The following is a 22709-nucleotide window of genomic DNA, read 5'->3' as shown; positions in this document are numbered from 1 at the left end:
TAGATACGCAGCGAATTCAATAAATGGGCCTGAGAAAACAAGCTTAATAGACAGCCCAAAAACAGAAGCATTACTTGTTCAACGCAAACAAAAATGGCCACTAAATCGGCAGCCATTGTGTTTTAAATCTAAGTCTAAGCTAAATGCTAATGGTTAATGGTTAATCGAATAACTCGATGACCAGCTTGTTGTCTTTAATCACAAGATTAGGTTCCGATGACTTGATCAATGACTCTTGAACCTTATTGCTGTCCAGTTTGTAAACCGGTGACTGGGACAAAGCAAAGCCAATCATAGAAACGGCAGGCTTAAGTAGTTTGGCGACCTCAGGCGAAAGCTGTTTATCTTTTTCTTCAAAGCGCTCTAAACGCAGTGATTTCAAATAAATCTCGCCACTCTCTTTGTCATATTCAGGAATCGCACTGAACTCGATATCAAGATCCAACCTCATGTTCGGCACGTTAAACACCTGAACTTGTGCATTGGTATTCGCCAGAACAGAAACGCGCTCGGCATCAGCTCGGCCAATTTTCACCGCTAAGTCATCGACAGCCACTTGCGCATACATAACGTTTTGCACACCGACTTCTTGATCTAACATCACTGAATCTTGTAGGTAGTTCGTCATTTCTTGTTCAGTCACGCTATAGCTCACACAACCACTTAGCACCAGCGCAGACGCTGCCAAAATGAACTTTTTTGCTACGTTAATTATCATCAATATCAGCTCTTTATCGTTAGTGACTAGCGCGGAGTTTACTGTGTGATCATCAATAAACAAAACAGTAAAAACACGATATTCGTGAATACCTTTACTAATAAGCATAAATATCAGTAAGTAAAGCACCAGATTGGCTTTCCCGCTTGAGAGAATGGCACTTGTCAGCCAAACGCCATCAGATTTGTGTACTCGAATTAATTGAATTTTGCTTCTAAGCTTATGGGACATTTAGGGGGCTTACTGAAGGTTTCATCGTGGAATCGAAGCATGAAGAGTGAGCACAATGCCATCAAAAAGAGTATCACCTGAGCCAATAACTCGTTCTGTGATTTTGTTATGCAACACCGCATGCCCGCACCATAATCAGTGGGTGGGAGAACTGCGTCTCCATAACTGGGAAGCTCAAATTGCAGAAACGACCGAACAGGCCATTCACTTACTCGATAAACGCAGCGACAGCTACGCACCAATTGTGGTTTCTTGTCTAGCATCATCCTCAATAGACAAGCAATGTGAGCAAATATCAATGCTGAAGGCTCGCTTTCCAAGTTTAAAAGCAATTGCTATCTGCAGCCAACCACCAAGCCGTAACTTATCACTCATTAAGCAAACCTTTTGGGATTATTACCACCTCCCTATTGATACAGAATGGCTTTGTCGAAATTTAGGGCATGCGTATGGCATGGTAGACACCAAGCAAACTAAACCTAAGCCTGTCTCGTGCAATGAATGTCAATTGGTGGGGCAATCCAGAACCATCCAGCAACTTAAAAAGAAGATAGCCAAGATCGCTAACAACGATTTCCCAGTGCTGATTCAAGGGGAAACCGGTACAGGAAAAAGCCTATGCGCACGTTTGATACATGAAGCCTCTGCCCGCAGTCAGAAACCTTTCATCGCTGTAAATTGTGGCGCAATTCCACAATCCTTGATTCACTCAGAGTTATTTGGCTTTGAAAAAGGCTCGTTCACGGGAGCAAACAAACGCTACGTCGGACACGTGGAAAGAGCGAATGGTGGCACGCTATTTTTGGATGAGATCGGCGACCTTGAACTGTCGCTGCAAACCTACTTACTCCACTTTCTAGAAAATAACTTGATAGAGCGATTAGGCAGTAACAACCAATTACCCATAGATTGCCGTGTGATTTTCGCCACCAACGTCAATATCGAACAAGCCGTTGCTGCAGGTAAATTTCGAAAGGATCTCTTTCATCGGATCAATGTACTTCCATTGGACCTAGTGCCACTCAATGATCACAAAGAAGACATTGAAGATTTGGTTCGATTTGAGCTGAAGCACAATTACGCATCCAAAACCAAACTGCCTAGTGACACCCTTGAGCAAATGAAACAGTACCATTGGCCGGGCAATGTTAGAGAGTTATTCAACTGCATAAAAAGGGCGATCGTTCTTTCTAATTCAAGCGCCCTCTCTACTCGTCATATGGGAATTCAATTGAAAGACGCGTCGCCCGACGTAGAAAATGATACTCGACTTTCTTCAAAAAATGTTCGTCGAGTGATTCAGCAGCACCACTACAATATTTCCCAATCTGCCAAAGCGTTGTCTATTTCTCGGACGACCTTATATAAGCTGATAAAAAAACATCAGATAGTAATTTAAGTCGCCTAACTAAGCTAACTAACCAACTAACCAACTAACCAACTAACCAACTAACCAACTAACCAACTAACTAATAAACTAATAAACTAATAAACTAATAAACTAATAAACTAATAAAGCAGCCTAACGAACTAGGCTGCTTTGGAGTTTAGTTGTACTCAATTAATGAAAGTACTTAAGGCTCAGGTACAGTAAATGGACAAACATCACAGGTTGCAATGTTCGATGTTTCCATAAATGCTTGTTGCAAGAACAACGAGTCAAACGTTGCTGTCACTTGATTAGATAGCATTCCTGTGGTTCCGGTTGGTAACACATTTGGCGCATAAGTTTTGCTTACTTGTGTACACACTTGGCCAATCGCATCGCCGAAGTTCGGTATCCACTCTCCTTCACCCGTTTTACAAGCAAACAGCTCAGGGTCGGCACTTAATGCACTACACATATTACCAGCACCACATGTGGTCACATCCTCAAGATCATCACAAGGTAACGCAAAGTCGAGGTAATAACTGCTGTTGACTACTTCAGTAGGTAAATCAGAACGGCTCAAAGAGTCATCCTTAGAATCCACCAGCGATTCAATGGCCAATGGGATATCACCGGTATTACATATTTCAACATCATAGGTTTTCTTAAGCACAACTTGGCCGCCATCAACCTCTAAGAAGCTATTACACACCTTAGAAATCTCAACCATCGGGCTCAAGTCTATTGGTGGACAATTGTAAGCCACTGGCGCTTGAGCATTCACGATAAGCCCATCAAGATCCACCGCACCATCTATCACGCCGACGGCTCCGTTATTTACAGACAGATAATTCCCCATGAATGAGAATGACTCGCCGACACTCCACACTTCATCACCGTTACCCACGACAGGAAGCGCACCTAAGATTGGTGACTCAGATAAAAAGGCCACTTCGTAATCACCATTGGTGCCTAACGAACCAGGGCCGGTATTGGTTACCGTCACGGTGTAATCGATGTTGAACATGCCATCAACCGTAAAGCTGGTTGTGTTACAAGTCGCCGCTATATTGATGCTACATAAACTGAATGAACCGACAACGAAGTCAGCCAAAGATGCATCAATCGAACGAGAAGCTCGAGACTCCACTAAGAAACTACTGAAACAAGGAATATCCTCAATACCGAACTCATCATTCAACAGAGCTGACAAGTTTAATCGACCTTCCACAAAGCTCTCGGTTGGAATAGAGGTTGTTTCACCCGTTTTAGCTAGATAGTCCCAACCTTGTACATTGGGTAGAGCAATTGCACCGATAGAATCATCATTTGAAATCGCACAGATCTTCTCTACGCCGACTGCGCCACTGCCACATCTTGCCCCCACAAAATCATTCGATTTAGGGTCACCGTCAGTTTGGAAAATTCTCGTCATGTTGTCGGTGACATCACCATTATTCAAATCCCACTGCAACACTTCTATGTACGGATTACCGCCACTTGCTTGTGGGAATGAAATCAGCACAAGGATGTCTCCATTGACATGTTGCCCAACAAAGTCGCCTTTAGTTTTCCCATCCGGCAATCCAACCTGGTCTTGTAAGAACCAGAAGCCAATATACATATCACCATTGTTCGCATATCGGTCTGCACCAAAGTAAATCAGTAAGTCACCTTCGCTTTCAAAGGCAGCGGCATACGCATTGGTAAAGTCATCTTTCGGTTGTGGCGACGCACTTCGAAATGCCCAATCCGTAATGTCGGAATCATCTTTCGATCCACCCTTCCAAAAGATTTGATCCACACCGTTACGGTCTTTTTGGAAAAACTCCGCAATCCCGACCATGCTGTTGGGATTATTTACATCGTCCCAATCAATACCACTATTATCGCTGGTCGCGTTACCATCGAGTTCCATAACATCAACCGTAGCCCATGCCAACTGGGGGCTACTAAACAACAAAAGCACACTAAGTAAATAATTTATAACCTTCATGTTCTCTCTCCATTTATCCATACTTATGCTTTTAGGGTTTTCTGCCATGCCCAAATTAGAGAAAATCCTTTAGCAATTCGTAGGTTCGATAGAGCATATTCCAAGCCAATTTCAACTTATTGAATTGATTGATGTTTATATATTGAAGGCACACCTTTATTGGACGCTTTGTTATCATTTGTCCATAAACCCGAGATTTGACCAAACAATCAAGGACTTGAAAGGATGAACAAAGTGTCTACGTCAGACATTCTTAGAGCTTTGGATACAAGGTAAGTGATCTTTAAAAGGTGCAATAACGTAGCCATTGCTAGATTATTGAATAACAAGTGATTGAATTGACGGGTGCCGACTTAACGGGTAACTGAAGGTTCACTCGTGAAATGATAGGCGAACAGACGATGACACAACTTACGATATTTTACGATGGGACATGCCCGTTGTGCGCAAAGGAGATGGCGGCACTTGCAAAGCATGATGCCGAGAATAAGATTCAAACCATCGATATCTACAGTGAAGCCTTTTCAGACTACCCGCAGATTGATGCCGACGCAGCCAACACCATTTTGCATGCACTGGATGAGAATGGAAAACTGCTGCTGGGCTTAGACGTGACCTACCAAGCGTGGCGCTTAGTAGGAAAAGGTTGGCTATACGCCCCTTTACGTTGGGCGATATTCAAGCCAGTGGCCGACTGGTGTTATCTTCGGTTTGCCAAGAACCGATACAAAGTCTCTTTCTGGCTAACTGGAAAGTCACGCTGCGATGGTAACAGCTGCACAAAATAGTACTTGGTTAAGACATACCACTTGCGACTTTGTAATACACCACACCAAACAGCGCAGCAAAAACTAAAACGGTAACCGCGACTTTTAACCAAATAAACTTCATGTTTTGTCCTTTAAATTCTGTTTACTGTTTCGCGAGACAAGTTACCACAACAAAACATTCGGTTGGGTAATGATTGATAGAACTTTGTAGTGAGTCTTGATAACTAAGTGAGAACCTTTATGTCGGCAAAAGAGAGAAACCTTCCTACACATCGAATTTCTAGATTCAGCAAGTTTGCCTCGCTGGCAACAAGGGTCGCGGGCAACGTGATAACGGAAGGCACCAAGCAGATTGCACAAGGCAACAGGCCCAAAGCAAAAGACTTATTACTCACCCCGCAGAACATTGCACGCCTGACTGATCAACTCGCCCACCTGCGCGGTGCTGCCATGAAGCTTGGGCAGATGTTATCAATGGACGCGGGCGATGTCCTCGAACCGGAACTCGCCGACATTCTTTCTCGCCTGCGCTCAGACGCCGACCCACTACCAACAAAGCAACTCAACCAAGTGTTAGAAAGCTCACTCGGCATCAACTGGAAAGCCGAATTCCTTTCCTTCAACTTTAAACCTATCGCCAGTGCGTCCATCGGACAAGTTCACCAAGCCTACAGTGATGCGGGGGACAAACTTGCCATCAAAGTCCAATATCCAGGCATTCGAAAAAGCATCGACAGTGATGTGGACAACGTAGGTACATTGCTTAACATCGTCGGTTTGATACCCAAGTCTGTCGATTACAAAAGCTTATTAGAAGAAGCAAAGAAACAGCTCCATGATGAAGCAGATTATGCTCGCGAAGCTGACTACGCGACTCGTTACTATCATGCACTGAAAGAACACGCTCACTTCGTTGTACCTAAGATTCACCCTCAAATGTCTTCAGAATCAGTGCTTGCGATGGACTTCATTGAAGGCGTCTCGATTGAGAAAATAGAAGGTTACGATCAAAGTACTCGTGATTTTGTCATGCGCAGCTTGCTCGAACTCATGTTCAGGGAGTTGTTCGACTTGCAGATGGTGCAGACCGACCCTAATTTTGCCAACTACCTCTACGTTGAAAACACGCGGCAGATTGGGCTGTTAGATTTTGGAGCAACCCGTGAATACACCGACCGCTTCAGTGATGGCTATCGCTTGGCTTTTACCTCTGTGATTAATCACGATGAACAAGGCCTCAACAAGGCGCTAAAGCAGATTGGGTTCTTTAGCGAGACGATTCTCCCCGATCAGCGCCAAGCCATTCTCAACTTAGTGACAATGGCGTGTGAACCTATGTTGGTCGACGAAGAGTACGATTTTAAAGCCAGTGGACTCGCTCAAAAGCTACGCGAAGCCGGAACTATACTCAGCATGGAACAAGAGTATTGGCACACACCACCAGCAGACGCCCTGTTCCTACACCGTAAAATCGGAGGCATGTATCTGTTAGCCGCTCGCCTTGGCGCAAGGGTGAACATAAGTCGTTTGGTCGCTCCGTATCTCATCAGCGATGACACTTGATTAGTTCATAAATAGTGACGGTTAATGACCAGAAAAGTGATCATTTCGCGCTGCGCAAGAGTACTAACAGTTACGCCAACTAAAATGAGCCAAACCCATGAAATCTTCACTGCTTTGCTCCACCGCCCTGATTGCAAGCCTAACGAGCTCTATCGCTTTTGCAGCGAGTTGCCCTGAGATACTCAACGGTAAACAACGGTTACTAAATTCGAACGAAGAGATAGAGCTGTGTGAAGAGTTTCAAGGCAAAACCCTTTTGGTTGTAAACACAGCCAGCCAATGTGGTTTCACTCCTCAATTCGAACAACTCGAGCAATTGCATCAAACCTATAAAGACCAAGGTTTCACGGTTGTCGGCTTTCCGAGCAATGATTTTCGTCAAGACAGAGGAAGCGAAGAAAAATCAGCTAAAATCTGTTACCTAGACTACGGCGTTACCTTTCCAATGATGGCGAGAGCTACGTTATCTGGCAGTAGCGCCAATCCTGTGTTTGCTGAAATACAGCATCAAGCAGGTGTCACACCCAAGTGGAACTTCTATAAATTTCTCATCAACAAAGAAGGTAAAGTGGTGGCGACTTTCCCTAGCTCGACATCACCGGTGAGTACGACACTCAAAAATGCGATTGAGCAGCAGTTATGAGGTCTGATTACATGGCGACAACTCAAACCCGCAATACCATGGCCAAGCTGGGTTACATGGGGCTAATCCCGTTTCTATTTAGCCTATTGTTGTCTCTGACCGACAGCCAATTCCTAGGCTTGAGCGGCGAAACGCTCTTCATCACCTACAGCGTCGTCATATTAAGTTTTTTGTCGGGTATTTTGTGGGGAAATGGCATCGAAAATTTCGAAAGCCAATCTAGCAATAAGGCTCTGGTTCTAAGTAACGTGATTGTGTTAGTCGCGTGGGTAGCGGTGCTACTTGGGGAACAAAAAGAGTTTCTCACCACCCTGATTCTTATCATCGGCTATATTGCGGTTTGGCGGGCGGAAAGGTCGATGAGAGAAGAAAACCAAAGCGAAGGCCCGGATGGCTACTTTGATATGAGAACTCGGCTAACTTCTAGTGTGGTGTTGATGCACGGTATCGTGATGTTGACCTAGCTCTGTGAACCCTTAATTAAAGTGTGCGCCTTTGAATAAACAACGTTAGCAAGAAACTAGACGATGAGCTGCATCACTAACCTTGGCTCATCATCGCCAAAATAGTTCGACTCTTCTTTGATAGTGGCAAAACCCATAGACACATAAAGCGCCCAAGCCGACGCATTATTTGGATCAACGGTAAGCAACACCTTGGATTCTTCAGGCAGCGTCGTTATCGCCTGTTCCATCAACGAACGTCCCACTCCCATACCTCGAAATTGACCATCAACGGCCAGTGACAAAATCCAATATTCTTGTGGCTTGTCTGTTGGTGTCATCAACACATAACCCGCAACTTGCGAATCCTGTTTCGCCACCAACAAGCCTTTTCCCCAGCAATCAAAGGCCTGACGAAAGAAAAACTGCGGATAGGCGTGGTCGCCAAACAAAGCATGTTCAAGCTGGTAGATATCAGCCAATTCTTGTTTTTCCGCACAGACCACATTCATACATAGACCTTAATAGATTAACGATAAACTAAACAAGCAAAATGAGAGCTACTGACGGCTCAATAACAAATTCGCACCAGATAAGGCAAGAAACACAGAACATGCTTTATTGAAGCGCTTGGCCATTTTAGGCTGTGAGAACCAATTTCGTAGATATAAACCAAAAGCAGCATAGATAGAAATAGCGAGCATTTCTAACACAAGGAACGTGCTTCCCAAGATAAAAAACTGAGTGTTAACGTTCGCTGAAACATCAACGAATTGAGGTAGGAATGCGGTGAAGATAAGAATGGCTTTAGGGTTGCCAGCTGCGAGTGTGAACTCTTGTTTGACTAGGCCGAACCAATTTTTGTTACGATCAATTCCAACAATAGGGCTGGCTTGTGAGCGCCATAAGTTAAACGCAATCCACAATAGATACATCGCGCCAAATAGCTTGATAAGGAAAAACAAAGTTTCAGAGGTATAAAGCACGACAGCCAAGCCGGATGCAGCCAAAGCAATCATGCCAGAAAAAGCGAGGATTCTTCCTAACCCAGCAACTAAAGCAGCTTGAATTCCATAACAGCGAGCGTTGTTCATCGACAATAGATTATTTGGGCCCGGCGTCATGTTGAGCGCAAAACAGGCCGGGATAAACAGCAGTAACTTCCATATTTCCATTGAGACTTCCTAGTTACAATATGCCAAGGTTATTGAATCGTTTAACGCAATATTACCTTTTATAACAGCATTTGAAATCTTTTATAGTAACACTTGAAAGCTGTGCCAATACTCTGCCACACCCCTTGAATTAGTTTTCGAAGAATTGCTCGTATTCTGGAGTCGACAGGTTTTCCGCAACCCCAATCTCACCGACGATATAAATCGCACTCGCGAGAGTTTCTAACGTTTGATTCGGCTCGCGTTCAGGTATGTCGCCAACAACCGGAACAGATTTAGGTTCAGAGACAGAATTACAAACAACACTTTCACATACGATGTTTTGTCGTTCCAACGAGATGGCTTCTGGTACATCAAAGCCTCCCGCTGATAAATCAGAGTTAGAAAGGTCTAAAGCACCGTAAGAGAAGGTCGAAAACAGAGCTGAAAGTACAATCCACTTATTCATAATTCTTTCCATAGTTAATATTCATCAAACTTATAAATACTATCTAATCATAAACATTATGAACAGTGTTTTATTTAAAACTTCTAAGACTTTTGATTCACTGACTTAGAAACATTCGAGTTCTGAATAGGAGGTAATATCAACTTACTTGTGAATGTTTGTTTGACGTGAACCTATCAAGTACCGCCTGAGGGATCATGATGACCGAATATTTTATAAAGGCCACAAGCGTCATCACTGCCATAAAGCTTCCTAAAATAAAGTCATGAACATCAACGAGCACCAACCCGAGCAATCGATCACAAGTGACCGCAACTACCGCAATACTGAGCGCTACAATCCACTTACTGTGCTGATAAGGTAACGGCTCCATTGTTTGACTAACGAAATATAAAAGTAGTAATCGCAATATGTAAGTGCCACAGAGAACAACAATAACACCCCACACGCCATAAATGGGCGTTACGGTGACATAACCAATAGCGGCTAAGATCGCGCATCCGCCTTGAATCCACATTTGTGATTGACTTGAGTTTCCACTGAAACAGCCAAGATTCAAATAGTCACCTGCGTTCTTGATAACACTAATGGCAAGTAATGCGACAACAATCGTACCCGCATATTGATAGCTACTAGGCAAAATTAGAGCGATAAAACCTGGAACAGTTAGAATCATCAAAGCACCCAATACGATGGCAAAATTAACGCCGACTAAGGCTTTATCAGCACAATGTTTACTGCCGCCTGTTTGTTGAAGAATGGCGACACGGTTTGGGAACCACCAAAGTGCATAGGGTTGTAATAACAATCCAAGAATCAACGCAAATTTACCACTGACTGCATAAATCGCCAGCTCTTCGACTCCAACGAAACTTGCCATGACCCAACGATCTAAACCCGTGATCATGTACATTGATGCCCCCCCGACCAAAGCGGGTAACCCAAACTTCAAGATCTTAGTGGAGTATTTAAAACAACCAAATGTTCCCATCTCTTGCCATTGATAGCGGACTAAACAGATCATTAGCAGCACACTAGAGACTGCAGCCGAAATCAACACACCATCTATACCATATCCGGCCTCAAGCAACGCAAAAGTCATGAAGGCTTGAACACCCGCTTTCAATACATTAAGCAGGCAGAATCGCTTCGCCATCGCGTTCATTCGCATTAGGGTAAGAGGAATAGAGATTGCCCCATCAAGCATCGTAGGAATAAGCAGTAGTAAAATTTGGTAGGGTTGAAATTCGACGGGCAACATTAAGAGTAACAACGGCATACTGAGCGCAATTAATAGCCCTCCTAGTACACACACCAAAACACTTAACGTAAAACAGTTCGAGATGAGTTCCCGTTTTTCATCGCCATCAGCCACGCCCACATAACGGTACATTGCCTCAACGATACCAAAGCTAAACAATATCGTTCCAATATCGGCTAACAAAACAATCGCTTCTAGAGAACCGTATTCTGCTAGCGTCATTTTGTGAGTAATGTAAGGAATCATCACTAGTGATATTCCTTTCATCATCACAATACCAATGGCGTAATAGGCTGACTGTTTTAAAGACCCCATAGCAATCACCTGTTCCTTACCATGCGGGTGTTAGGAAACTCTTACAGTCACCGATTAGGTGTCGTAACGTTCGCTTTTGAGGGGCCATAACCAAAGATCGAAAGCTATAAGCAACCGCCTGTTTGTTGTGGTGTAGACTTCGATAATAATCAGCGTAGCCTTCTAGTATTCTCGCCTTTGCGATTTTAAAGCTAGAAGAAGGCAGGTTCCAACGTTCACTGCCATTTTGGTAACGCTGAAGAATAGTCTCTATAGACTGCAAATTCCTCAATTTGAAGCTTTCAGTTTGAGTGACAGAACTCGACCTCATTAAATAACCAACCTGCACTGAATTCAGCACACCAATCTGATGATTCTCACTGAGTCGAAGCCATAACTCCCAATCTTCCCCATACTTTATATCAGCATTAAAACTGTCTGTTTGAGAGAACACATCAGCTCTAACCATCACTGTCGATGTACCAATCACGTTGTTTTCAATAATGAACTCTAGTGGCTTTTCAATATTGAAGAACAACTCATCTTTCTCTTGGAACTGTGACCAATAGCTAAAGCAGTCGATAATCACTTGGTAGTCTTCAGTGAGATGTTCGTAATTGGTAAAACTCATCGCCAACTCAGGGTTTCGTTGATGGAACTCGATCTGTCGCTCGATTTTCTCTGGATACCAGAAATCGTCAGCATCTAAAAAAGCGATGAATTCACCAGTCGCCCTTTCAATCCCTAGGTTTCTGGCTTGAGGTGCACCTACACCCAGAGTCGCTATTTTAACTATACGTTCGTCGTGTATGGATGCGAGATAAGTTGACGTTCCATCATTGCTGTTATCGTCAATAATGATTAATTCGATATCTTGATGAGTCTGTTTGAGTACGCTGCCGATTGCCTTCGGAAGATAGTCCAAACAATTATAAGTAGGAATAACAATACTAACTTTAGCCATAGTGACGCTCTCAAATTTATACGTTGTACAGCTACTTCTGCATATCCTGTGCCGAGCATTCCTCACTATTAAACTGGCTTTATATCAGCAGCCTACGTGCTTGTTCGCAAAATGACGACCAAGCGCAGTCTGCAGAAATACTCAAATTTCCAATTTGAATGCCATTTTGAGAAAACCAGTAGCAACCTAACGATAACCACAAGAAAACCATTAAAAAGCGCCGAAAAAACACCCTTTCATCTTGGTTCGTATCTTGCTTAATCCATTTTAGTGGCCAGTAAAAGGAGCATAAAAATGAAAAAAGTAGCATTTGTAGCGCCTACCTACCCTGTACTGAGCGAGACATTCATTCAGACAGAAGTCGACTCCGTGAAAGCGTGTGGGCATCAGGTATGCGTAATGGCATTCGAAGTAGAAGAAAGTGAAAAAGATTTCGACTATGACATTGTGAAAATTGGCAAGGATGTTCGGGCGGGCAAGATAACTAGCATCAACTGGGTGGGTTTTGTCAAAGCGCTTTCGTTTGTATCTAAGCAAACTAGCATGCCGAAGAAGTCACTTTTCGCTTATGGATTTAAGTTGGCGTTACAACTCGCAGAAAAAGACGTTAACCATGTCCATGCTCACTTCTGCCAACACACCACTGCCCACGCTATTGTCGCCGCTAAGCTTCTCAACATCACTTGCTCGTTTGTCGCCCATGGCCATGATGTTTACGAATTCGCTTACGATATTGAACATAAGATTACATCGAGCGATTTTGTGGTCGCGGTCTGTAAAGACATGCTCACCGACTTTAATCACATGGCAAAAGGTAATATTAAGCTCCTGCATTGCGGTGTAAATACCAAGCAATTTCAACTACACCCAAAGACCGAAACCAAGCAGCTTCGCTTTGTTTTCCTTGGAAGATTAGTTGAACAAAAAGGTATCCACTTTCTCATTGATGCCTTGGCACCCATAGCCGAGCCTCTCGACATTCATCTCGATATCGTCGGTACTGGAGATCTAGAGTCCCAGTTAAAAGCGCAAGTCGAACAACAAGGGCTAATTCGAAATGTCAGCTTTCTTGGTTCAAAGCCTCATGGGTGGGTAAAAGAGCACTTACCGAGCTACGATTGTTTAGTCGCTCCTTTCTGCTTTTCAGAAACAGGTTGTGTCGATACTGGACCGTTAGTACTAAAAGAAGCCATGGCAGTCGGGACACCCGTGATTACAACCAACATTATGGGCTGTAAGGAAATTGTCACACCTGATACCGGATTTTTAGTGAATGAAAAAAACGTCGAAGAGTTAAGAGAAAGCATTGAGCGTTTTGCGCAATTAAGTAGCGAGGACAAAACAGAAATGGGAATGATGGCAAGAACCAGAGTAGAGAAGCGATTTAACTCTCTTAAACAAGCTCAACAACTGTCTCATTGGATAGAAAACCCAGTTTAAGACTATCTAAAAACACGCAGATAGATGTGAAATGAATTAGAAACTAAAAATTAGAAGAGAAAGACACAAACCATAGCGTTACATTGATGCGCACTGTAACGCTTAATATGGTATTAGTTTGGATAAAACTAGCCCTACGCAGGGCTAGACTTGCTTCCGTGATTAAAAAACAGCTCGCCGAGCTTTCTTAACCCGCTCGCAACGCTAATATCTCAGTAAGATCGTCTGTCTCTGTATATCGATTCAGATCTTGTTCTTTAGAAGCAATCGCAACGATAGACATTCGGTCTGCAAGTTCATTACCTTCAATACCAACATGACCGTTAACATGGTGGATAGTGATTTGAGAAGCGAGCTCTTGGTACATCGCATAAGCTGGCTTGATGATATCGAGGTTTTTGATTTCACCACCCGACTTCGTCCAACCTTTTTTCTCCCAGCCCGTTGCCCACTTAGTAATACAGTCAATCGAGTATTTTGAGTCACTATAAATCGCAACAGACAAGCCAGCTTGCAGTTTCTCTTTTGCAATTATAAATGCTTGCTTCAAACCTTGTAGCTCGGCGGTATTGTTAGTACCCATTGGCTGATAAAGACCATACCACAACTCAGTTAAATCGTTGTTCAGGTACACCGCTAAGCCTGTACCGGCTTCACCTGGGTTTGGCTCACAACCGCCATCAGTAAAGATCTTGATATCAAAAGGCATATCAGTGATTTGTTGTTGAGAGAGAGGCGGAACCTTCGCTTTAGTCGCCTTACCCGCAGAGCTTGGCTTTGTAGCCGAAGAACCTGACGCAGACGACGTTTTACCACCGAAAGCAGATTCAGCCTCACCTAATGTAGGAAACGATTTGTATCTCGCACCAGCAAAGCCATCAACTTGCGATTTACACTCATTCCAAGTGGTAAAAATACCCGGTGTACGACCTTTCCAAACCACATAATATTTCTTAGCCAAACTAACTCCTTACCAGAACCTTAAAACACAAACAGTGAATCGGTACATTAGATGCCACCATGTCATACGTTGCAAGGTCAATCAGTCAAAAATAGGTCTAAAAAAGCTTCGCTCATAACTCACGATGCAATCAACTTCATCTGCAAATTCAAACGCTTTAATACACTCAGCATCGCTCAGCGATTTAATCCGATACTCTTCATAGGCAGCCAAGCTTTCAAAGGAAAACAATGCCAAAGCAATATTGCTCGCCCCTTCCGACGGCAAGAAATAACCATTGTGTTGGCCACCAAATTTAGCGACCAAAGGAATCCACATTTTAGCGTAGGTTTCGAACTCCTTTGTTTTCTTAGGATCAATCACATATCGAACATAACAAGTAATCATATCTATACAGCCCTTAAATCATGGGAGAAACATAAAACCTAAGTAGAAGCTCAAGAGAAAAGGTAATCCACCGCGACTAGGTTATAGAACAAAAACACGGCCATACTGACTCCAATCGTTAACAGCACATTGCCTGTTTTCCATATCAACAACCCAGTCACAAGAGCACCGATCAAATATGGATTCTCGAGGCTTGGCCAGAATGATTGCTCAGGAGCGAATACAATCGGTCCCCAAATAGCCGTTAATACAGCGGGGCTTGAATATCGCAGTAGGCGCCTTGCCGTGCTATTAAGTCGAAGAGGAATTGTAGGTTCTAGAAACACATATCGACTGAAAAAAACAATCGCTGTCATGAGTACGATCGATAACCAAATCATGCAGACTCTCCTTCATTGGCTTGTTTCTGACCATTGTTACGTTCAACAAATGATTCACTAATGAAGCCCGCCAACATACCTGAAATCGCAGCAATCATCAGCCCTCCTTCAACCTGATTGACCGCCATTGCCACAGAGATCACCAATGACACCACAACACACACCACCGTTGGCAGTGTTCGAATCAAAGGAAAAACCAAAGCAATGAAAGTCGCGGCGACCGCAAAATCGAGGCCAATCTCGTTAAGTGATGGAATTTGACTACCTGCGACAATGCCGACAAAGCTCGCAATATTCCAAACGAGGTAAAATCCGCCGCCCACGCCTGCGGCATACCAACGATTAAACTCTTGTTGGGATTGCCCACTGCAAATCGCGAACAGCTCATCAGTGAGCCAAAAACCAAGCAATAAACGCCAACGAGCTGGCAGATGACTAATTTTGTCACGCATAGAGACACTATAAAGAAAGTGTCTTGACGTAATAAACAGCGTGGTTAACAACATAGTCCCTAAACCAATGCCCGCTTTAAACATACCCGCAGCCACCAGCTGAGCTGAACCCGCAAATAAAATGGCAGACATAGCCTGAGCTTGAAGCTGATTCAGTCCAGCATCTATCGCATACGAGCCCGCTAATATGCCCCACGGTATGACGGCAATACTTAACGGCATCGCTGCCATAACGCCTTTCCAAAACTGCGTACGTTTATCCATTGTGTTGTTATCCATATTTTCCTAGTTCTCGTTACATTGGTTTTCCACTGTAAAAGAGCACTCACTTATTCGATTGTACAAATTTGCTTTATCGCCAAAGCACAAAGTTAAAAGCGATCAAATCAACGCATCTTAATATACTGACCTGGGGTGTAACCGTTGGCTTTCTTAAAATGTCGATGAAAATGGCTTTGATCGTGAAAGCCACACTCTTGAGCAGTGTCCGAGATCGAATGCCCTTGCTTTAGCAACTTACGCGAAAGCCTGAGTCGGGATTGAATTTGATATGCATGTGGCGGAAGACCAAATTCTTTTTGAAAGGAGCGCACCAAGTGAAATGGGCTTAAAGCCGCAAGCTTCGACAATTCTTCCAATGACACATCCGCTTGTGGAAAATCGTCTAAAAACTCTTTCACTAGAATAAGTTGCCGTTGAGTTTTTCCATCTAATTGAGGTTTAAGGCTCGATTTACCATGTCGGCTAATCAGTTTAACCAACATCCCGTACATTAAGGTTTCTCTTAGCAGGCGATTATCTGATTCATCAATCGTGTTGAAAACTAATCTGAGTTGATTGGCGAGTTCAGGATCTTCAACCACCGCTCTAGGGAAGTAAGGAGCCCCGTAATTCGGCAGATTGAGTTCCTGCGTGATTTTGGCAAGTTGTTCTGGCAGTGGATACATTGCACGATACGCCCAACCACCTTCGGTAGCAGAATGACCGCTATGAACTTCATCAGCGTTAACCAGAATGATGGCATCTTGAGGCGCGACATGATGCCCTCCCGTTCGATAGAAGCGCTGAGCACCCTGCTCAATCACACCGAGAGTGTAACCTTCATGGCTGTGACGTGAGAAGTTTTGCTTTTCATATTCTGCATTGAGGATTTCAAGGCCACCGAGTTCTTCTGTGATCTTGTATTCGGCTTTCTCTTTAGAACGCTTTTTGTTATCCATAACCATCCCCAAGCCTTTTAATTATCGAGCGACTTATCAGTCTACTCTATAGGCTCTCACAACTTTTGTACAAAATTGCGCATTTGGTCGTTAATACCGTTTTTGGTCGTAGGCTTAATAACGCTTTCTAACTGGGAGGAAAGTCTTGGTCTATAACTAGTTGGCGAGAAATTGACAAATTAGTGTGGCAATCATGGCAATACTCTCTTCTAATCATCGGCAACAGACCTGATACACCATGAAAAATACGCTAATCCTTTTCTTTTTCCTGAGCCTAACTGGGTGCACACACAATCAATCCAAAGCTTTAAGTATGAACGCCTCGTCAGTCAATACGTATCCTCAATCGATGTCGAACCTGCAACTGTGCGACACCTTGTATTACGGGCGCTCAAGCAACCAAACACTCGCAGCGATTGGCAGTGAGTTTAATCGCCGAGGGCTGTCAAAAAGTTGGTGTGATATAGAAACCAACAAGCTCTACTTAACAAAGACAATTGATTGGGTTGCTGACCAAGTAGAAGACAAAGAAGATTCAGACGAAGAAGCGTCTGCTGTTGTGTTGCCTGCGAATTAACGCCGTTTACTAAAAACGGCTTTGTGATGAAGATTGGGGGCGATATACCACTCAAACCTTTGCCAGTTTAATACGGCGCCACAATCTTCCATCGATGGCCGACAAGCCAATAGCGATCAACAACATGCCAACAAAGTGAATAACTTCTAACGACTCATTGAGGAACAGAGAACCAAGCAAGATGGCGGAAACAGGCACTAACAAGGTAACGAGTAAAACATTGGTCGCCCCTGCCAGTTCTAGAATTTTAAAGTACAGAACATAAGCGACCGCTGTCGATAAAACTGCAAGCCCAGCGATAGCCGCCCATGTATCTCCACTCATTGCTACAACACCAAGTGGGCCATCCACCATTAACGCAACAGGGGTTAAAACAATCGTTGATGCTGTTACTTGCCCTGCCGCTGTGATAATCGGATTGATCTTCATAGCTTTGAATCGACGACCGTACACGCCTGCAAAAGCGTATGACAAAGCAGCCGCGATGATTGCCAACTGAGCAATAAAACTGCCACCTCCGCTCAGAGCAGGCAACCCTATCATCACAACCACACCAACAAAACCAATGCCGACACCCACGAGTTTTAGCGGTGTTACACGCTCATCAGGTAATAGTATTCCTGCCACCACAACCGCGAAGATCGGTGTCGCTGCGTTTAGGATCGACGCTAGCCCAGACGCGATTTGAGTTTGCCCCCATACGATAAGCGCGAACGGGACGATATTATTAAGTAAACCCATTCCTAAAAAGGCCCCCCAAACACGCAACTCTTTAGGCGGGCGAAGCCCTATCATCAAAGCAATAATCCACAAAGTGATGGCAGCAATTCCCACTCTAAGCGCGACTATGGTTAACGGAGGAAGATCAGTAACCACAACACCAACGAAGAAGAACGATCCTCCCCATAGCATGGAAAGAACAATCAGCATTGCCCACACGCGGGCATTCATTGAGATATTAATAGTCGATGTCATGGTTCAGTTCACTCTTGAATAATTGGTATGTGATCAATCTTAGCGACCCACAGAAATACAAAACATCCGATTTTTGCGTTATATCTATATTGTTCAATCCAAGAGCGATTGAACCTCAAGTGCTTATAATAAAATTAGTCAGCAAGAAACGGATGGAACCATCACCGAACATGCGGTTAGATAATGATAGACCAGTAATTAAGTAGAGATTAAGCCATGCCAATGCCACCAGAACTCGAAATGAGAAAAGCGATAGCCGTCAGAGACAAGTCTTTCGACGGGCAATTTTTCTATGGTGTTATCACTACGGGTGTTTATTGCTTGCCATCGTGTTCTGCGAGGCCTGCAAAACCTGAGAACTTGAGGTTCTTTGAAAGCATTGAAATGGCGATGTTGGCAGGCTTCAGGCCATGCAAACGCTGCCACCCTTTTCCGGGAAACTCTCGAGTGGCAAAATTGGTAGAAGTTGCACGCCACATTGAAGCGCACGCTGATGAGAAACTCACACTTTCTCGCTTAGGTGAAATTGCGGAATTATCTCCCTCACGATTACAAAGGCTGTTCAAGGAAGCATTCGGAGTGTCACCTAAAGCGTATCAAGATGCCGTTCGAATGCGTCACTTTAAGAGCTCTCTAAAACAAGGAGATGGCGTAACCGACGCCATCTACGCCTCTGGTTTTGGCTCAATCAGTCGTGTCTATGGAGAAGCAACTCGCAACATCGGTATGGCACCAAAAGCCTATCGAGCAGGAGGCGCTGGCGAAACAATCAATTATGCATGCCGCCAAACCTCACTCGGTTTCATGATGATGGCCGCGACCGATAAAGGCGTCTGTTTCGTGCAATTTGGTGACAATGAACAAGCACTATTAGAGCAATTGAGTAGCGAGTTCCCAAAAGCCGAACTGACAATTTCTGCGTCACTAGATACGCCCGAGTTGGATTTCTGGATAGAAGCACTCGATCAGCACATCAGTCAAGGCGCCCCAAGACCTGATTTGCCACTGGATATTCGAGGAACTGCATTTCAGATTAAGGTATGGCAGTTTTTATTGAGCATCAAAGAAGGCGATATTGTGAGCTACAGTGAAGTAGCCGATGAGATCGACAAACCAAAAGCCGTTCGAGCGGTAGCATCAGCTTGTGGTAAAAACCGGATTGGCGTACTGATACCTTGCCATCGCGTTCTGAGAAGTAATGGGGAGCTAGGTGGATACCGTTGGGGATTGGAACGTAAACGCGCGTTATTAGATAAAGAGCGACTAGTACAAGACAAGTAAGCGCTAAAGTAGCTAATCAATAGATTTAAAGACGTTATTTAAAACTACAATTAAAAAGCTTCAGATAGCAAAAAGCCGCTCATTAAGAGCGGCTTTTTATATGGGTGGAAGCCCCAGCCACATCCCGGCACACACGTCGCCTGCTGCGGCTGCTCCCTTCCAGGCCTGACCGAGTTCACAAGTTAGTGTTGCGGGAGGACCAGAGCCTCCATAGATTCTTTTTCTAAGAGGCTTGCCTCAAAGAGTGATTGGATTATTAAGCATCGCAGCAACCATTGCAAGCTCTTCGACCCTATTTTTGAACAATTGCTGTCTAAGTGCTTATCCTTTATTCAAACCACTAGAAAATCGCAGGTAAATTCACCATTTACCTGCGTTCTAAGGGCTTGAGTTTCTGTGGTGCTAGATATCGATGTCTTCGTTATCTTCGGTGCGAAGGATGTAATCTGTCATCCATGCCGTGCCTAACAGGCACAACCAAACCACAAATACCGGGCTTGGAACCTCAATGCTTGGGGTAATCACCAGAGCAGCAAAACCGACCGTTGGTAATGTCCAACACAATAGCTTATTCCATCGGAAGGTTTTCAAACGCGTCAGTGTTTCCATCGATGCCATAATGCCTGTAACACACAAGGCAACCAAAGCTGCATAAGGTAAGTCGGCTATCCACAATGGAAGAATCAAACCTAATGACCACCAGCTGTGTCGGCTGGCTGGTTTAAGGTGATTCGCTGCCCACCAAATCACAATGATCGACAAAGTCTGTAGTGTGGTAATCCAGGGAGCGCCATCAAGCTTACCTGCTGACTGCGTTACCATAATCCCGACTTGCAAAGTTGCTACAATCAAGCCAGAAATAATCACGACGGATAAACTACTGCGTTTTGAAAAGACCACCATAAGCAGTGGGAATAATACCCACGCACTGACAGACAGCGTGATGGGTTGTAAAGGCAGGGTTAAACCATAGGCAGTCATGGATGCGAGCAAAGCTAACCCTGCGATGCCTCCCTGCGGTAAGATCCATAAAGCAGGAATAACCATTGCAAGTACTGGGATGTCTCCCTCACTTAAACTGATTGCTCTCGCGCAAACAACCGCTAATAATGTGGTTATCAAGAACTGAAACGTTGAAAATACCATAGCCCTCTCCTTCTACCGATCCGTGGTATTAATGAACTAGGAACTTTTAGTATGGACCAATTTTTGCCCCAAATCTTTGCTGTGATTCACCAAATTCCATATGGGAAAGTAACAACTTATGGAGACATAGCACGTTTTTCAGGTTTTCCGGGCTATGCACGACATGTAGGTAGAGCATTAGGCAACTTGCCTGAAGGAAGTAAACTACCTTGGTATAGGGTGATTAACAGCAAAGGTGAGATCTCTTTGAAGGGTGATTCGTTTGATCGCCAAAAGAAGCATCTGGTCGAAGAAGGGGTTGAAGTGAGTGACGCAGGAAAGGTAAAACTCAGAATATACAAATGGCAGCCCTAGAGCTGCCATCAATTACATAACTAGTTAATAAGCTAATCAAGATGCCTTGATATGGCATCCATTCCTAGTTAACGAACACCAACCAAGCGCAAGTCTGCTTGTTGCGTGTTTTCTACATCAGTAATTACAGACTTAATTGTGTCTGTTGTAAAACGTAACTTACCGTCGACATGAATCGTTGCGCGCATATTGTAACGGTGGTTAGCTTGAATTTTGTTGTTGTCGTAGCTCAATTCGAATGCGAAAGGCACTTGCTTACCATCAGCTGTGAATTCTTGAGTCGCAATCACCGTTGATGGTGCGTCAGCAAGTGAAATATCTTCTAGCGTTACGGTAATCATTGCATTCTCTGGCAATGCAATTCGTTCACGATAGCTTACTGTACCTGAAATCACTTGGGTATTCTCTGCAACGGCTTCTTGAGAAGCATTCGTTTCTGATGTTGCTTGGCAACCAACCAATAGGCCAAACGATAATAAAGACGTAATAAAAATTAGAGCCTTTTTCATATTCAATTTCTCTCAACATGTTTGTCGGAATCGACAAATCTACGGCCTAATTATAAGAGAGCTTTCATATTCTGTCTCGAAACCCTATGATTTATTGACAGATATTTGACTAAGCTAAATGATTAGCACACTAATCTGACACCCATTTTACGAAGAGGAATGCTGGCGATGAGTCAACCTTTACAAGAATTACTCAGTTTACTTCAGCTAGAAAAGCTGGAAGAAGGTTTATTCCGAGGGCAAAGTGAGAACCTAGGTCTTCCCCAGGTTTATGGCGGTCAGGTATTGGGACAAGCGCTTTCTGCGGCTCGCTATACCGTTCAAGACGACCGCAGTGTTCACTCGTTCCATAGTTACTTTCTGTACCCTGGTGATCCTGAAAAGCCAATTATTTACGATGTTGAAAACCTAAGAGATGGACGCAGCTTTAGCACTCGTCGTGTTAAAGCAATTCAAAATGGCCGCCCTATTTTCTATCTCACAGCTTCTTATCATGGCGATGCTCCAGGCTTTGAACACCAAATTGCAATGCCTGATATTCCAGGGCCAGAGAACTTTGCATCAGAAACCGAGTTAGCGAGCCATATCGCTGAATTCTTACCAGAGAAGCTACGCAAAACCTTCTGTGGAGAAAAACCGATTGAGATGCGCCCTGTTACGGTCGTTAATCCACTAAACCCTAAAAAAGCCGAAGCGAAACAATACCTGTGGGTAAGAGCAAATGGTGCGTTGCCAGACAACCAGCTTATTCACCAATATTTGTTGGCATACGCGTCTGATTGGGGTTTCTTGGTGACAGCGCTTCACCCTCATGAAGTATCGATCATGACGCCAAACTTCCAAGTTGCGACGATTGACCACTCTATTTGGTTCCACCGTCCATTCAAAATGGATGAATGGCTGCTATATGCGATTGAAAGCCCGACCGCGGCCAACACTCGCGGCTTAGTACGTGGTGAGATTTACAACCAAAAAGGTGAGCTAGTCGCGACAGCCGTTCAAGAAGGTGTGATGCGCTTTACCAAGTAACGAGCAAACACTTTTTATAACTGTGAGCATTTTTTAAAAGCGACGTACATTTTTAGAAACGGCGAACAAGCACGTTCAAACCCAAAAGGGGCTAGGTATCATACCTAGCCCCTTTTTAGTAAC

The 22709-nt window shown here is 44.0% G+C and carries 25 protein-coding genes and 1 other RNA gene; 10 read left to right on the top strand and 16 right to left on the bottom strand.

All coding sequences use genetic code 11. The features are described 5' to 3' along the window. Positions 1-160: 160 nt before the first annotated feature. Positions 161-718: a YceB family lipoprotein gene (locus AC3CID_RS04775; protein ID WP_029189613.1), complete on the bottom strand. Its 558-nt coding sequence runs from the start codon at positions 716-718 to the stop codon at positions 161-163. 286 nt (positions 719-1004) lie between these two features. Between AC3CID_RS04775 and AC3CID_RS04770 the strand changes: the two genes are divergently transcribed. Next, on the top strand, positions 1005-2348 hold the full coding sequence (locus AC3CID_RS04770) for a sigma-54 interaction domain-containing protein (protein WP_146457174.1): 1344 nt from the start codon (positions 1005-1007) through the stop codon (positions 2346-2348). Positions 2349-2523: 175 nt separating this feature from the next. Here AC3CID_RS04770 and AC3CID_RS04765 read toward each other — a convergent pair whose 3' ends face one another. Beyond that, positions 2524-4314 carry a hypothetical protein gene (locus tag AC3CID_RS04765; RefSeq protein WP_171314682.1) on the bottom strand — a complete coding sequence of 597 codons (1791 nt, stop codon included), beginning with the start codon at positions 4312-4314 and terminating at the stop codon, positions 2524-2526. A gap of 401 nt (positions 4315-4715) precedes the next feature. On the opposite strand from AC3CID_RS04765, the gene AC3CID_RS04760 reads away from it, so the two are divergent. The 4 genes from AC3CID_RS04760 (at position 4716) to AC3CID_RS04745 (ending at position 7754) form a co-directional block, all read left to right on the top strand. Further along, entirely contained in the window at positions 4716-5102 is a 387-nt protein-coding gene (locus AC3CID_RS04760; protein ID WP_428786238.1) for a thiol-disulfide oxidoreductase DCC family protein, read from the top strand. Between the two features lie 222 nt (positions 5103-5324). After that, the gene (locus AC3CID_RS04755) at positions 5325-6647 is read left to right on the top strand and encodes an ABC1 kinase family protein (protein ID WP_488527009.1); all 1323 of its coding nucleotides are present in this window, start codon (positions 5325-5327) and stop codon (positions 6645-6647) included. A 97-nt stretch (positions 6648-6744) separates the two neighbouring features. Beyond that, positions 6745-7290: a glutathione peroxidase gene (locus tag AC3CID_RS04750; RefSeq protein ID WP_171309367.1), complete on the top strand. Its 546-nt coding sequence runs from the start codon at positions 6745-6747 to the stop codon at positions 7288-7290. After that, complete coding sequence (locus AC3CID_RS04745) at positions 7287-7754, top strand: DUF3429 domain-containing protein (protein ID WP_171309366.1); 468 nt, start codon at positions 7287-7289, stop codon at positions 7752-7754. Before AC3CID_RS04750 ends, AC3CID_RS04745 begins: the two co-directional genes overlap by 4 nt. 56 nt (positions 7755-7810) lie before the next feature. On the opposite strand, the gene AC3CID_RS04740 is transcribed toward AC3CID_RS04745, so the two are convergent. From AC3CID_RS04740 to AC3CID_RS04720, 5 genes are all read right to left on the bottom strand, one after another. Further along, positions 7811-8245: a GNAT family N-acetyltransferase gene (locus AC3CID_RS04740; RefSeq protein ID WP_488527008.1), complete on the bottom strand. Its 435-nt coding sequence runs from the start codon at positions 8243-8245 to the stop codon at positions 7811-7813. Positions 8246-8293: 48 nt separating this feature from the next. Continuing rightward, positions 8294-8908, bottom strand: coding sequence for a LysE family translocator (locus AC3CID_RS04735; RefSeq protein ID WP_488527007.1), 615 nt, complete (start codon positions 8906-8908; stop codon positions 8294-8296). Between the two features lie 130 nt (positions 8909-9038). Then, complete coding sequence (locus AC3CID_RS04730) at positions 9039-9356, bottom strand: hypothetical protein (protein ID WP_017073547.1); 318 nt, start codon at positions 9354-9356, stop codon at positions 9039-9041. Between the two features lie 139 nt (positions 9357-9495). Continuing rightward, positions 9496-10932 (bottom strand): lipopolysaccharide biosynthesis protein, encoded by a 1437-nt coding sequence (locus AC3CID_RS04725; protein ID WP_054546757.1) that lies wholly within the window; start codon positions 10930-10932, stop codon positions 9496-9498. Between the two features lie 16 nt (positions 10933-10948). Next, positions 10949-11875 carry a glycosyltransferase family 2 protein gene (locus tag AC3CID_RS04720; RefSeq protein WP_065205633.1) on the bottom strand — a complete coding sequence of 309 codons (927 nt, stop codon included), beginning with the start codon at positions 11873-11875 and terminating at the stop codon, positions 10949-10951. Positions 11876-12169: 294 nt separating this feature from the next. On the opposite strand from AC3CID_RS04720, the gene AC3CID_RS04715 reads away from it, so the two are divergent. Then, complete coding sequence (locus tag AC3CID_RS04715) at positions 12170-13315, top strand: glycosyltransferase (RefSeq protein ID WP_114633150.1); 1146 nt, start codon at positions 12170-12172, stop codon at positions 13313-13315. A gap of 187 nt (positions 13316-13502) precedes the next feature. Here AC3CID_RS04715 and AC3CID_RS04710 read toward each other — a convergent pair whose 3' ends face one another. The 5 genes from AC3CID_RS04710 to AC3CID_RS04690 all read right to left on the bottom strand — a co-directional run bounded on the left by AC3CID_RS04710 (position 13503) and on the right by AC3CID_RS04690 (position 16715). Further along, positions 13503-14276 (bottom strand): ribonuclease H family protein, encoded by a 774-nt coding sequence (locus tag AC3CID_RS04710; protein WP_017073550.1) that lies wholly within the window; start codon positions 14274-14276, stop codon positions 13503-13505. A gap of 81 nt (positions 14277-14357) precedes the next feature. Further along, positions 14358-14663 carry an NIPSNAP family protein gene (locus AC3CID_RS04705; RefSeq protein ID WP_114633149.1) on the bottom strand — a complete coding sequence of 102 codons (306 nt, stop codon included), beginning with the start codon at positions 14661-14663 and terminating at the stop codon, positions 14358-14360. Between the two features lie 50 nt (positions 14664-14713). Then, complete coding sequence (locus AC3CID_RS04700) at positions 14714-15043, bottom strand: AzlD domain-containing protein (protein WP_016785726.1); 330 nt, start codon at positions 15041-15043, stop codon at positions 14714-14716. Then, positions 15040-15774 carry an AzlC family ABC transporter permease gene (locus AC3CID_RS04695; RefSeq protein WP_488527006.1) on the bottom strand — a complete coding sequence of 245 codons (735 nt, stop codon included), beginning with the start codon at positions 15772-15774 and terminating at the stop codon, positions 15040-15042. The genes AC3CID_RS04700 and AC3CID_RS04695 overlap by 4 nt, the downstream gene beginning before the upstream one ends. A gap of 107 nt (positions 15775-15881) precedes the next feature. Beyond that, on the bottom strand, positions 15882-16715 hold the full coding sequence (locus AC3CID_RS04690) for an AraC family transcriptional regulator (RefSeq protein ID WP_029189447.1): 834 nt from the start codon (positions 16713-16715) through the stop codon (positions 15882-15884). Between the two features lie 238 nt (positions 16716-16953). Between AC3CID_RS04690 and AC3CID_RS04685 the strand changes: the two genes are divergently transcribed. After that, positions 16954-17292 (top strand): hypothetical protein, encoded by a 339-nt coding sequence (locus AC3CID_RS04685; RefSeq protein ID WP_488527005.1) that lies wholly within the window; start codon positions 16954-16956, stop codon positions 17290-17292. A gap of 51 nt (positions 17293-17343) precedes the next feature. On the opposite strand, the gene AC3CID_RS04680 is transcribed toward AC3CID_RS04685, so the two are convergent. Continuing rightward, entirely contained in the window at positions 17344-18267 is a 924-nt protein-coding gene (locus tag AC3CID_RS04680) for a DMT family transporter (protein WP_237299598.1), read from the bottom strand. A 216-nt stretch (positions 18268-18483) separates the two neighbouring features. Between AC3CID_RS04680 and AC3CID_RS04675 the strand changes: the two genes are divergently transcribed. Then, on the top strand, positions 18484-19548 hold the full coding sequence (locus tag AC3CID_RS04675) for a bifunctional transcriptional activator/DNA repair enzyme AdaA (RefSeq protein ID WP_488527004.1): 1065 nt from the start codon (positions 18484-18486) through the stop codon (positions 19546-19548). A gap of 108 nt (positions 19549-19656) precedes the next feature. Here the strand turns inward: AC3CID_RS04675 and ffs are convergent. Together ffs and AC3CID_RS04665 are read right to left on the bottom strand one after the other, a co-directional pair. Further along, an RNA gene (gene ffs / locus AC3CID_RS04670) (signal recognition particle sRNA small type) lies at positions 19657-19753 on the bottom strand. Positions 19754-19950: 197 nt separating this feature from the next. Next, on the bottom strand, positions 19951-20694 hold the full coding sequence (locus AC3CID_RS04665; protein ID WP_017073556.1) for a VP0952 family biofilm-associated protein: 744 nt from the start codon (positions 20692-20694) through the stop codon (positions 19951-19953). 51 nt (positions 20695-20745) lie between these two features. On the opposite strand from AC3CID_RS04665, the gene AC3CID_RS04660 reads away from it, so the two are divergent. Then, entirely contained in the window at positions 20746-21048 is a 303-nt protein-coding gene (locus AC3CID_RS04660) for an MGMT family protein (protein WP_017073557.1), read from the top strand. 68 nt (positions 21049-21116) lie between these two features. Here AC3CID_RS04660 and AC3CID_RS04655 read toward each other — a convergent pair whose 3' ends face one another. Then, positions 21117-21557 carry a YbaY family lipoprotein gene (locus AC3CID_RS04655; RefSeq protein ID WP_488527003.1) on the bottom strand — a complete coding sequence of 147 codons (441 nt, stop codon included), beginning with the start codon at positions 21555-21557 and terminating at the stop codon, positions 21117-21119. 168 nt (positions 21558-21725) lie between these two features. On the opposite strand from AC3CID_RS04655, the gene tesB reads away from it, so the two are divergent. Next, entirely contained in the window at positions 21726-22586 is an 861-nt protein-coding gene (tesB, locus tag AC3CID_RS04650; RefSeq protein WP_029224851.1) for an acyl-CoA thioesterase II, read from the top strand. Positions 22587-22709 lie beyond the last annotated feature (123 nt).

The organism is Vibrio sp. QJM3NY_21 (assembly GCF_057785975.1).
Note: the sequence above shows the minus strand (reverse complement) of the source record. Positions and strands in the feature narration are given on the sequence as shown.

Bases quoted from the DNA above. Each gene is read 5' to 3' on its own strand.
- AC3CID_RS04685 (WP_488527005.1), top strand. From the start codon at position 16,954: ATGAAAAATACGCTAATCCTTTTCTTTTTCCTGAGCCTAACTGGGTGC.
- AC3CID_RS04705 (WP_114633149.1), bottom strand. From the start codon at position 14,663: ATGATTACTTGTTATGTTCGATATGTGATTGATCCTAAGAAAACAAAG.
- AC3CID_RS04740 (WP_488527008.1), bottom strand. From the start codon at position 8,245: ATGAATGTGGTCTGTGCGGAAAAACAAGAATTGGCTGATATCTACCAG.
- AC3CID_RS04720 (WP_065205633.1), bottom strand. From the start codon at position 11,875: ATGGCTAAAGTTAGTATTGTTATTCCTACTTATAATTGTTTGGACTAT.
- AC3CID_RS04745 (WP_171309366.1), top strand. From the start codon at position 7,287: ATGAGGTCTGATTACATGGCGACAACTCAAACCCGCAATACCATGGCC.
- AC3CID_RS04735 (WP_488527007.1), bottom strand. From the start codon at position 8,908: ATGGAAATATGGAAGTTACTGCTGTTTATCCCGGCCTGTTTTGCGCTC.
- tesB (WP_029224851.1), top strand. From the start codon at position 21,726: ATGAGTCAACCTTTACAAGAATTACTCAGTTTACTTCAGCTAGAAAAG.
- AC3CID_RS04750 (WP_171309367.1), top strand. From the start codon at position 6,745: ATGAAATCTTCACTGCTTTGCTCCACCGCCCTGATTGCAAGCCTAACG.
- AC3CID_RS04700 (WP_016785726.1), bottom strand. From the start codon at position 15,043: ATGATTTGGTTATCGATCGTACTCATGACAGCGATTGTTTTTTTCAGT.
- AC3CID_RS04765 (WP_171314682.1), bottom strand. From the start codon at position 4,314: ATGAAGGTTATAAATTATTTACTTAGTGTGCTTTTGTTGTTTAGTAGC.
- AC3CID_RS04715 (WP_114633150.1), top strand. From the start codon at position 12,170: ATGAAAAAAGTAGCATTTGTAGCGCCTACCTACCCTGTACTGAGCGAG.
- AC3CID_RS04695 (WP_488527006.1), bottom strand. From the start codon at position 15,774: ATGGATAACAACACAATGGATAAACGTACGCAGTTTTGGAAAGGCGTT.
- AC3CID_RS04775 (WP_029189613.1), bottom strand. From the start codon at position 718: ATGATAATTAACGTAGCAAAAAAGTTCATTTTGGCAGCGTCTGCGCTG.
- AC3CID_RS04690 (WP_029189447.1), bottom strand. From the start codon at position 16,715: ATGGATAACAAAAAGCGTTCTAAAGAGAAAGCCGAATACAAGATCACA.
- AC3CID_RS04680 (WP_237299598.1), bottom strand. From the start codon at position 18,267: ATGACATCGACTATTAATATCTCAATGAATGCCCGCGTGTGGGCAATG.
- AC3CID_RS04770 (WP_146457174.1), top strand. From the start codon at position 1,005: ATGCCATCAAAAAGAGTATCACCTGAGCCAATAACTCGTTCTGTGATT.
- AC3CID_RS04755 (WP_488527009.1), top strand. From the start codon at position 5,325: ATGTCGGCAAAAGAGAGAAACCTTCCTACACATCGAATTTCTAGATTC.
- AC3CID_RS04760 (WP_428786238.1), top strand. From the start codon at position 4,716: ATGACACAACTTACGATATTTTACGATGGGACATGCCCGTTGTGCGCA.
- AC3CID_RS04730 (WP_017073547.1), bottom strand. From the start codon at position 9,356: ATGAATAAGTGGATTGTACTTTCAGCTCTGTTTTCGACCTTCTCTTAC.
- AC3CID_RS04675 (WP_488527004.1), top strand. From the start codon at position 18,484: ATGCCAATGCCACCAGAACTCGAAATGAGAAAAGCGATAGCCGTCAGA.
- AC3CID_RS04665 (WP_017073556.1), bottom strand. From the start codon at position 20,694: ATGGTATTTTCAACGTTTCAGTTCTTGATAACCACATTATTAGCGGTT.
- AC3CID_RS04660 (WP_017073557.1), top strand. From the start codon at position 20,746: ATGGACCAATTTTTGCCCCAAATCTTTGCTGTGATTCACCAAATTCCA.
- AC3CID_RS04725 (WP_054546757.1), bottom strand. From the start codon at position 10,932: ATGGGGTCTTTAAAACAGTCAGCCTATTACGCCATTGGTATTGTGATG.
- AC3CID_RS04655 (WP_488527003.1), bottom strand. From the start codon at position 21,557: ATGAAAAAGGCTCTAATTTTTATTACGTCTTTATTATCGTTTGGCCTA.